This is a genomic window from Klebsiella sp. 141198 (assembly GCF_050600785.1).
GTDB lineage: Bacteria > Pseudomonadota > Gammaproteobacteria > Enterobacterales > Enterobacteriaceae > Klebsiella > Klebsiella aerogenes.
Genome location: NZ_JAQIRM010000001.1, coordinates 1104205 through 1113976, shown reverse-complemented (window position 1 = coordinate 1113976; position 9772 = coordinate 1104205). Strand labels below are relative to the sequence as shown.

The following is a 9772-nucleotide window of genomic DNA, read 5'->3' as shown; positions in this document are numbered from 1 at the left end:
CCAGGTGAATAACGAGCACACCGCGAAAGTAGACGGCACCAGCGACGAGCGGCTGGATTCGCTGAACATCGGCGGTATGTTTGAGGCCTGGTTCTAAAAATTGATGGATTTAACAAAAAATCAGGCTGGCCTATGCCAGCCTGTTCATTAATTCTTTTATCTTATACGGACTAGATGGCCGTTCTTTTTCTGACTCCAATTCAACCAATCCGTTTCCATCGAATAATTTTATAACTCTGCGTTTTAATAATTTCCTTAATTATATATTTTCTGCGATGTTTATTGATTTAAAGATTGTGATGACTTAATGCATTGATCATGATTATTTCTCAATGGGAATATTGATCTGTGCCAATAAAAACAATGAGTTTATATAAAAAACTGCCTTTCACTATTGTTTTGGGTTTTTATGTTGTCTTTATTTTATTCGTCAACATTCTTTTGTGAAGTGTCGCTACTTTATAGCGTCTGGTGCTGTGAGTGTTTGTGTTAAATTACTGGTAATCTTATTTGCGCTGGATTTTAGAATGACGCGCTTGTTATATTGTGCGGGTTTTTTCAAACATGACTTTTGACCAAATGAGGTTTCCTCCACATTCATTCCTTAAGGAAAAGGGAGCGTTATGGCTGATTCATTCCAGAATGAGGTGCCAAAGGCACGTATCAATTTAAAATTGGCGTTACATACCGGAGGGGCGCAGAAGAAAGTTGAGCTGCCGCTTAAACTCCTGACCGTTGGCGATTTCAGCAATGGCAAAGAACATCGGCCACTAGCTGAGCGCCAGAAGCTAGATATCAACAAAAATAATTTTAACAACGTACTTTCGGAATTAAACCCGGAGGTCAACCTCACTGTTGCAAATACGCTATCGGGAGACGGTTCAGAGGAAGGCATTAAACTGAGCTTTTCCAATATAAAAGATTTTGAACCAGAGCAGGTGGCCCGGCAAATACCTCAACTCCGTGCCATGCTGGCGATGCGTAATTTATTGCGTGATCTCAAATCAAACCTACTTGATAACGTAACTTTCAGAAAAGAGCTTGAGCGAATTCTTAAAGATCCGGCACTGTCCGACGAATTGCGCGCTGAAATGAATGCGCTTGCCGAGAAATAATCTGGATCGTCTCTTTTAATGGATTAACCGGGAATATGCTGATGTCTGTAAATACTGAAACAAGCCTCGTTCAGGGGCAGACGACCGTACTGAACAAAGAGGGGGTATATGCTTCCCTGTTTGAAAAAATTAATCTGAGCCCAGCATCAAGCCTGGGAGATATTAATGCCTTTTTAGATGATACCGTGCTGTCAGATGCGACGGCAGGCGAACGCCTGACGGCTGCGATGCAGGTCTTTATGGACTGCATCCGCCAATCTGGCAAACAGGTGGAAAAGCTCGACAAAACGCTGATAGACCACCATATCGCCGAACTGGATTATCAAATTAGCCGTCAGCTTGATGTCGTCATGCATCATCAGGAATTCCAGAAAGTGGAATCTCTGTGGCGGGGATTAAAACAGCTGGTGGACAACACTGATTATCGTCAGAACGTAAAAACCGAAATTCTGGATGTTTCCAAGGATGATCTCCGCCAGGACTTCGAGGACGCGCCTGAGCTGATTCAGAGTGGTCTGTACTGGCATACCTACACGGCGGAATATGACACCCCGGGCGGCGAGCCAATCGGTTCGGTCATCTCGGCATATGAGTTTGATGCCAGCCCGCAGGATATGACGCTGCTGCGCAATATTTCTAAAGTCTCCGCGGCTGCCCATATGCCGTTTATCGGCGCAGTTGGGCCTGCGTTCTTTATGAAAGATACCATGGAAGAAGTGGCGGCGATTAAAGATATCGGCAACTACTTCGATCGTGCCGAATATATAAAGTGGAAATCGTTCCGCGAAACTGATGATGCCCGCTATATCGGGCTGGTGATGCCGCGCGTATTGGGTCGACTACCATATGGTCCGGATACCGTACCGGTACGCAGTTTTAACTATGTAGAACAGGTTAAAGGTCCGGATCACGAAAAATACCTTTGGACCAGCGCATCATTCGCCTTTGCCTCCAATATGGTCCGCAGCTTCATCCAGAACGGATGGTGCGTACAAATCCGTGGCCCGCAGGCGGGCGGCGCGGTGAAAGATCTGCCTATTCACCTCTACGACCTCGGCACGGGCAACCAGGTGAAAATCCCCTCTGAGGTGATGATCCCGGAAACTCGCGAGTTCGAATTCGCTAATTTGGGCTTCATTCCGCTGTCTTATTACAAGAACCGTGACTACGCCTGTTTCTTCTCGGCTAACTCTACTCAAAAACCAGCGCTGTATGACACCGCCGATGCGACCGCCAACAGCCGTATCAACGCGCGCCTGCCGTATATTTTCTTGCTGTCTCGCATCGCGCATTACCTGAAGCTGATTCAACGTGAAAACATCGGTACCACTAAGGACCGACGCCTGCTTGAGCTCGAGCTCAACACCTGGATTCGTGGCCTGGTGACTGAGATGACCGATCCGGGCGATGAACTGCAGGCTTCTCACCCGCTGCGAGACGCGAAAGTGGTAGTGGAAGATATTGAGGATAATCCAGGTTTCTTCCGCGTGAAGCTGTATGCGGTACCGCACTTCCAGGTTGAAGGTATGGACGTCAATTTGTCGCTGGTTAGCCAGATGCCGAAGGCAAAAGCGTAACGTACAGGAGGTGTGATGAAGATTTACCGTCCGTTATGGAGTGATGGCGCCTTTCTGACGCCGCAACAGTTCCAGCAGCAGTCTCGTTGGGAAGCTCATGTTGCGGATACGGTCTCAAAGATGGCGCTAGGTTTTCCCTGGGGGGTACTGGCGGCTGAGTTTGATGAAGGTGCGCTGGCGTTATCCCGACTCAATGCCACTCGTCTGGTGGTTCGTTTTACGGACGGTACGCTGATTGACACCGATCTGGCCGATACCTTGCCGCCGGTCTGCGATCTCTCGGGTCTGCAACAGGAAAGCGTTGATGTTTTACTGTGCTTACCGCTGCTCAGTGCCAGCGGCGGTAATCTCGACGACGGACAAGAGAGCGTTCGTCCGTATCGTTGGCGATCCGAGAGGGTAATCGTACAGGAACTTGCGGGCCACGAACGTAGCGAACTGGCGGTATTGCGGCATGGGCTAACGCTACGTGTTGCCACTCAGGAAAACGACGCATGGTTGACGTGCCCGGTCGCGAGGCTCATCCGCAATGCGCAGGGCGTATGGACTCTCGATCGGCGATTTATTCCGCCGATGCTGGCGCTATCCGCTTGCCCAACCTTGGTCGGCGAACTTGGCGATTTACTTCATCGCCTGCAGATACGGCGTGGGCGCCTGATGGCTATGCGCCGGGAAAGTAACGAACGGATGGCTGATTTTGCGGTAGCGGACGTCGCTTTGTTCTGGTTGCTTAACGCGCTGAATAGCATGGCGCCGGTGCTGACCGAATTACACCAAACGCCCTCGCGTCATCCGGAGTTGTTATACCGTGAACTAGTAAGGCTTGCGGGGAGTTTGCTGACATTTTCCCTCGAACACCACGTGGAGGATATTCCCCTTTACCAGCACCAATCTCCGGAGCTAGTTTTCCCGCCTTTGTTTGCGCTACTGGACAGCTTACTTGAGGCCAGCCTGCCGTCTCGTGTCATCGCCATCGCGCTGGAGCAGGGCGCGGACAGGGAGATTTGGCGTGGGAAATTACACGATCCGCGGCTGCGCGAAGGCGCGGACTTCTATCTGTCCGTACGCTCTTCGATGCCAAATTACCAGTTGCAGAATCGTTTTCCGCAGCTGTGTAAGGCTGGTAGCCATGATGATGTGTCAGAAGTCGTGAATGTTGCTCTCAGCGGCATAGTCATAAAACCGTTGAGTCATGTGCCTGCTGCAATCCCCTTACGGCTGGAAAACCAATACTTTGCGTTGGATCTGTCGACAGATGCGGCTCGCACCATGCTGGAAGCTGGAAACTGTACGTTTTATACCCCGGAGTCTCTCGGTGAAGTGAAACTTGAACTGTTTGCGGTGCTGCGCTCATGAAAACGCCTGATATCGATATGATCAATAGAGTCTTTTATCCTGGCTGGTTGATGGTTAGCCAGTTACGTAACGGTCAGCAGATTAAAGACGGCGATGCGTTGTATCGCCGCGCCTGTCGGTGGATATCTGAGGCTCGCGAGTCTCTGACGAAGGCCGGGGTTAGCACGACAAACAGCGAACGGATGCTCTATGCCTACTGCGCACTGCTTGATGAAAGCGTGTTGAACCGCGACCTACAGGATGACGGCTATCGCCGTTGGCGCAAGGACCCTCTGCAGGCGCAATTCTTCGGGACTCTGAATGCCGGAGAAGAATTGTGGGATCGCATTCGTGCGATTTTGCGTGAACCTGCCGCTGATGTCATGGTGCTAACCTGCTTGTTCAGAACGCTACAACTCGGTTTTGTCGGAGCATATCGCGCCGTTGACGACGAACGGCGGGAGGATGTGGTACGGATGCTCAGCCAGCGAGTACCGCCATTCTCACTGACGCAGGAGGCGCCGGTAGTGGTTCGGGCCGCGGGGCTACGCAGCGGTCGCCGCCGCTATTGGCTGGGCTGGGTAGCGGGCATCGTTGTACTGGCTGGGTTATGGTTCACCTTCTCGTCTGTGTTATCGCAAATGGTATTACAGATAGCAGGGCGAGGTTAAGGCATGCGCATTGGATTCCGTGGTCTACTCACGGTCGTTGCCGCCATACTGGCGCTGTGGCTGGTGCTGGGTTTCTGCTCATTTTCCGCCGGTAATCGAGCGGCGCTCTGCGCCGGTATTTTATTGATATGCGGCGTCGAGCTCTGGCGCCAGCACCGTCGACGTCATTTGCTAGCGGGACAGATCTGCGTAGTTGACCTGCCGCCGGAGAATTTCCTGGGGGCGGTGGTGCTGGTTTGCGGCGATAACCTCACTTTATTTCCAGCTAACACGGCTTACCGCGAAACTCAAAAAGCTTGGTATTTACGGGCGGCAAATACGGAACAGCTCCCCCTGCTGGCGCAGCGTCTGTCAGCGGCGCGCCCTGCGTTGGTATCGCAGGTTTCCGTACTACTGGCAATCACCCCGGAATCTCACGACTGCGCTGAGCGCTTTACGCAGTTCTTGCAGGGATGGCGTCGTAGTATTGGGCTGTGTCGGACATGGTTGAATGGCAAACCGCCGGTCTGGTGCGTGTCCTGGGTTTCGCCGCCATGCCTCGAGAACGCAGACGAGCACCGCTGGTTCACGGTAACGCCTGAACTAGCAGGAATGCAGGTACGACAGAATGACGATGTGGCGGTACCGATTGCCGAATGGCAGCGGGCAAACGGACATGACGCGTCAGCCCTTGGGCACGTACTCTGGTTAGACAGTATCCTGGCGCTGATGGCGAAGCATATATTTCAACCTTTGTCCGTTCGGCAGGGAGAGCTTCCTCCCCTGGGCTTCTCCGCCGTTGGTATCTGCCTTACGCCGGTAGCGGCATGCGCCGGGAATATGTGGCAACAGCAGCTTGCTGAGGTGACCTCGCTCTCCCCGGCATGCGCTAAAACAAGCGGAATATTACCGCTTCCGGATCTCCTTCTTTCTTATTTACCCCGCAATCACGGGATCGGTCGCCGCATGCAGGACGCGCGCCTGTTTGGGGGGGCATGTTTCCTCTTTCTGGCGCTGGCAATGCTGGCATCTTTTATTAATAACCAGCGGCTGCTGGATAGCATTGGCGACCATCTGGCTGCGTATCAGCAGCTTAGTGGAACACCACCTGCGCCCAAGCTGTTGGCGCAACGGCGTCTGCAGGCCGACAGCCGTTTACTGGACGATTGGCAGCGGCGCGGCGAGCCGCTGCGTTACGGGCTCGGACTCTATCCTGGGGCACGGCTGATACCGCTGCTTGAAACCGCGATTAATAACTGGACGCCGCCACCGCCGCCCCGGCCAGTAATCAAAAAGATTATACAAGGGCCACAAACTATCCGTCTCAATAGCATGTCGTTGTTTGACATTGGCAAATGGACGCTGAAACCCGGCTCCACCAGGTTGCTGGTGAATTCACTGGTGAATATTAAGGCAAAACCTGGCTGGCTAATCGTAGTTGCCGGACATACCGATAGCGTCGGACATGATGCTGCAAACCGGGCGTTGTCCTTGAAACGTGCGGAATCTGTGCGCAACTGGATGCGTGACACCGGCGATGTGCCGGAGAGCTGTTTTGCGGTGCAGGGTTATGGCGAAAGCCGTCCTGTCGCCAGCAACGACACGCCGCAAGGCCGGGCGCTGAACCGTCGTGTCGAAATCAGTCTGGTACCACAGGCGACCGCCTGTCTGGCGTCAGATAACACACCTGCGCCATCTCAGGATGATGGCGCGTCAAAAAATGAAATGGAGTAATTAACATGGCAATACCAGTCTATCTCTGGCTCAAGGATGATGGCGGCGCGGACATCAAAGGTTCCGTGGATGTGAAAGATCGTGAAGGCAGCATTGAAGTTGTCGCACAGGAACATAACCTGTACATCCCGACCGATAACAACACCGGCAAACTGACCGGCACGCGTATCCATACGCCGTTCCTGTTTACCAAGGAAATCGACTCCTCCAGCCCGTACCTGTACAAGGCGGTCACCACCGGCCAGACCCTGAAATCTGCCGAGTTCAAGTGGTACAAAATCAACGATGCCGGTCAGGAAGTCGAGTACTTCAACACCAAACTGGAAAACGTGAAGGTGGTGAAAGTTAATCCAATGATGCACGACATTAAGAATCCAGCCTACGAGAAGCACAATCATCTGGAGCAGATTGAACTGCGCTACGAAAAAATCACCTGGACCTATAAAGACGGCAACATCATTTATTCCGATTCATGGAATGAACGTACGACTGCCTAATCCCGTAAGCAGACGGTTTCCGTCTGCTTTTCTTTGCTAAGCCTCTGTTATCGCAGGTGCTTAACAAAGAAAACACAATTTGCCTGCTCGACCTCGTGCGCTTTGGTCTCCTGTATAACGGGAAACAGCGATGGGCGGTAGCGTGTCCGGAATCGATAAAGAGAGAGTCTCATGGAAAATCCAGCCATCCTGTTACGCCGTTTAAACCCTTACTGCGCCCGTGCGTTGGAAGGCGCAGCCTCGCTGTGTCAGGCCCGCGCGCATGCACAAATTCTTCCCGAACACTGGCTGTTGAAACTGTTAGAGCAGGGCGAGGGCGACCTGACGGTGCTGGCGCGGCGTTATGAGTGGGATATGGATGCTATCTGGCAAGACCTGCTCTCTTTTTTGGAAAAACTACCGCGTTCGGTGCATAGTCGGCCGCAACTATCCGGCAGCATTCAGAGTCTGATGCAGGAGGCGTGGCTGAGAGCTTCACTGGCGGGAGAAACGTCTATTCGCAGCGTTCATCTGCTGATGGCGCTGGTCAATAATCCTGCCCGGGTGCGTTGCGATAGTCTATGGCCGCTATTAACGCTTGGGCAAAAGCAGCTTGAGCATCTGCGCCCGCTACTGGATACGCAATCAGATGAACGTCCGGAATTACAATCAGAAGAACTGAATCATGCTGGCGACGTCGAGTTGGTCGGCCGCCCGGCAGAAACCGTTGAAAAAGCCGGCGAGCTGAATCCTGCGCTACAGAACGCGCTGGATAAATTCACTCTTGATGTCACCACCCGTGCTCGTGAGGGCAAGATCGACCCGGTATTTGGTCGCGACAGTGAAATTCGCCAAATGGTGGACATCCTGTCACGCAGGAGAAAAAACAATCCAATACTGGTAGGCGAGCCGGGCGTTGGCAAGACCGCGCTGGTGGAAGGACTGGCGTTACGTATCGCGGAGGGTAACGTTCCCGACAGCTTGAAGCCAGTTACGGTACGCACGCTGGATCTTGGCTTGTTGCAGGCCGGGGCGGGCGTTAAAGGCGAGTTCGAACAGCGGCTGAAGAATATTATCGCAGCGGTACAGCAGTCGCCCGTACCGGTGCTGCTGTTCATCGATGAAGCCCATACCATTATCGGCGCAGGTAACCAGGCAGGTGGCGCGGATGCCGCCAATCTGCTGAAGCCCGCGCTGGCCCGTGGCGAACTGCGCACTATTGCTGCGACAACCTGGAGTGAATACAAGCAGTACTTCGAGCGCGACGCTGCGCTGGAGCGTCGTTTTCAGATGGTCAAAGTTGATGAACCGGACGACGATACCGCCTGCCTGATGTTGCGCGGGCTGAAATCCCGCTACGCCGAACACCATGGTGTGCATATCACTGATGAAGCGATATGCGCGGCCGTTACGCTCTCCCGCCGTTACCTTACCGGCCGACAGTTACCAGATAAGGCGGTGGATCTGCTGGATACCGCATCCGCCCGTATTCGCATGGGTATCGATACCGTACCGGAACCGCTGACGCGGATGAAGGGGCAAATCACGGCGCTGGAACTGGAAAAACAGGCGCTGTTGGAAGATGCCATACTCGGTAACGATAGCGACAATGGACGGCTGGCGACAATTGAGCAGGAAGAAGTGCGCATCATTTTACAGCTCGACGAACTGGAAACACAGTACGGCCAGGAATTGAAGCTGACAGAGCAATTGCTGGTTTGCCGGGCCGACCCCTCACGCCGGGGAGAGATCGGCGAATTACAGCGCCAGCTCGCCGATGTACAACGTAATAGCCCGCTGCTGGGACTGGATGTGGATGTACGCACCGTGGCGACGGTAATTGCCGACTGGACGGGGGTTCCGCTCTCTTCATTACTGAAAGACGAGCAGAGTGAACTTTTAAGCCTCGAGTTGAATCTCGGTAAACGGGTTGTGGGGCAGGATAATGCGCTGAGCGCCATCGCCCAGAGACTGCGGGCCGCCAAAACCGGGCTCGCGTCTGAAAACGGCCCGCAGGGCGTATTTCTGCTGGTGGGGCCGAGCGGCACCGGCAAAACGGAAACCGCGCTGGCTCTGGCTGATGAGCTTTTCGGCGGTGAGAAATCGCTTATTACCATCAATCTTTCCGAGTACCAGGAACCGCACACCGTTTCTCAGTTGAAGGGCTCCCCTCCGGGATATGTCGGTTACGGGCAGGGCGGTATTCTCACCGAGGCGGTACGTAAGCGGCCGTACAGCGTGGTGCTGCTTGATGAAGTCGAAAAAGCCCACCGAGATGTGATGAATCTATTCTATCAGGTGTTTGACCGCGGCTTTATGCGCGACGGCGAAGGCCGGGAAATCGACTTTCGCAATACGGTGATCCTGATGACTTCAAACCTCGATAGCGATCTGCTAATGCAAATGCTGGAGGAGGTGCCGCAAGCGACGGGTCCCGAATTGCATGAGCTGTTGCGACCCGTGTTGCGCGATCATTTTCAGCCCGCCTTACTCGCTCGTTTTCAGACGGTGATATATCAGCCGCTCAGCCAGCCAGCAATGCGCAGGATTGTCGGCATGAAGCTCGAGCAGGTCTGTCAGCGTTTGCATCGTCATTACGGTATGACAACTGAGGTAGCTGAAGGCCTCTATGACGCATTGACGGATGCCTGCCTGCTGCCTGATACCGGCGCACGGAACGTAGATAGTCTGCTTAATCAGCAAATCCTTCCGGTCCTGAGTCAGCAACTGTTAAGCCATATAGCGGCAGGTCAAAAACCTCAGCATCTGTTCCTGGGGGTCGATGAAGACGGCGGAGTGGTTATAGAGTTCCGCGAGGCCTGATGGTTATTTTGCCGCGCCAGTGACGGTAATAAACGTTATGGCGCGGGAGATGAAAAAGCAAA

General features: G+C 53.3%; 7 protein-coding genes and 1 pseudogene. All 8 read left to right on the top strand.

Going from position 1 to position 9772, the window contains the following annotated elements; genetic code table 11:
- Positions 1-97, top strand: a pseudogene (locus PGR10_RS05330) (carbohydrate porin); the annotation flags it as partial.
- A 526-nt stretch (positions 98-623) separates the two neighbouring features.
- Positions 624-1115, top strand: coding sequence for a type VI secretion system contractile sheath small subunit (gene tssB / locus PGR10_RS05325; protein ID WP_087859417.1), 492 nt, complete (start codon positions 624-626; stop codon positions 1113-1115).
- Positions 1116-1156: 41 nt separating this feature from the next.
- Complete coding sequence (gene tssC / locus PGR10_RS05320; protein ID WP_087859632.1) at positions 1157-2692, top strand: type VI secretion system contractile sheath large subunit; 1536 nt, start codon at positions 1157-1159, stop codon at positions 2690-2692.
- A gap of 15 nt (positions 2693-2707) precedes the next feature.
- Positions 2708-4048 (top strand): type VI secretion system baseplate subunit TssK, encoded by a 1341-nt coding sequence (gene tssK, locus PGR10_RS05315; RefSeq protein WP_430923085.1) that lies wholly within the window; start codon positions 2708-2710, stop codon positions 4046-4048.
- Positions 4045-4698, top strand: coding sequence for a type VI secretion system protein TssL, short form (gene tssL / locus PGR10_RS05310; protein WP_087859419.1), 654 nt, complete (start codon positions 4045-4047; stop codon positions 4696-4698). Before tssK ends, tssL begins: the two co-directional genes overlap by 4 nt.
- 3 nt (positions 4699-4701) lie before the next feature.
- Entirely contained in the window at positions 4702-6411 is a 1710-nt protein-coding gene (locus tag PGR10_RS05305) for an OmpA family protein (protein WP_430923084.1), read from the top strand.
- Positions 6412-6416: 5 nt separating this feature from the next.
- Complete coding sequence (gene hcp / locus PGR10_RS05300) at positions 6417-6908, top strand: type VI secretion system effector Hcp (RefSeq protein ID WP_430923083.1); 492 nt, start codon at positions 6417-6419, stop codon at positions 6906-6908.
- Positions 6909-7079: 171 nt separating this feature from the next.
- Positions 7080-9710, top strand: a complete 2631-nt coding sequence (tssH, locus tag PGR10_RS05295) for a type VI secretion system ATPase TssH (RefSeq protein ID WP_430923082.1) — start codon at positions 7080-7082, stop codon at positions 9708-9710.
- Positions 9711-9772 lie beyond the last annotated feature (62 nt).

Coding starts and splice junctions, on each gene's coding strand:
- tssB (WP_087859417.1), top strand. CDS start 624: ATGGCTGATTCATTCCAGAATGAGGTGCCAAAGGCACGTATCAATTTA.
- tssK (WP_430923085.1), top strand. CDS start 2,708: ATGAAGATTTACCGTCCGTTATGGAGTGATGGCGCCTTTCTGACGCCG.
- tssH (WP_430923082.1), top strand. CDS start 7,080: ATGGAAAATCCAGCCATCCTGTTACGCCGTTTAAACCCTTACTGCGCC.
- hcp (WP_430923083.1), top strand. CDS start 6,417: ATGGCAATACCAGTCTATCTCTGGCTCAAGGATGATGGCGGCGCGGAC.
- tssL (WP_087859419.1), top strand. CDS start 4,045: ATGAAAACGCCTGATATCGATATGATCAATAGAGTCTTTTATCCTGGC.
- PGR10_RS05305 (WP_430923084.1), top strand. CDS start 4,702: ATGCGCATTGGATTCCGTGGTCTACTCACGGTCGTTGCCGCCATACTG.
- tssC (WP_087859632.1), top strand. CDS start 1,157: ATGTCTGTAAATACTGAAACAAGCCTCGTTCAGGGGCAGACGACCGTA.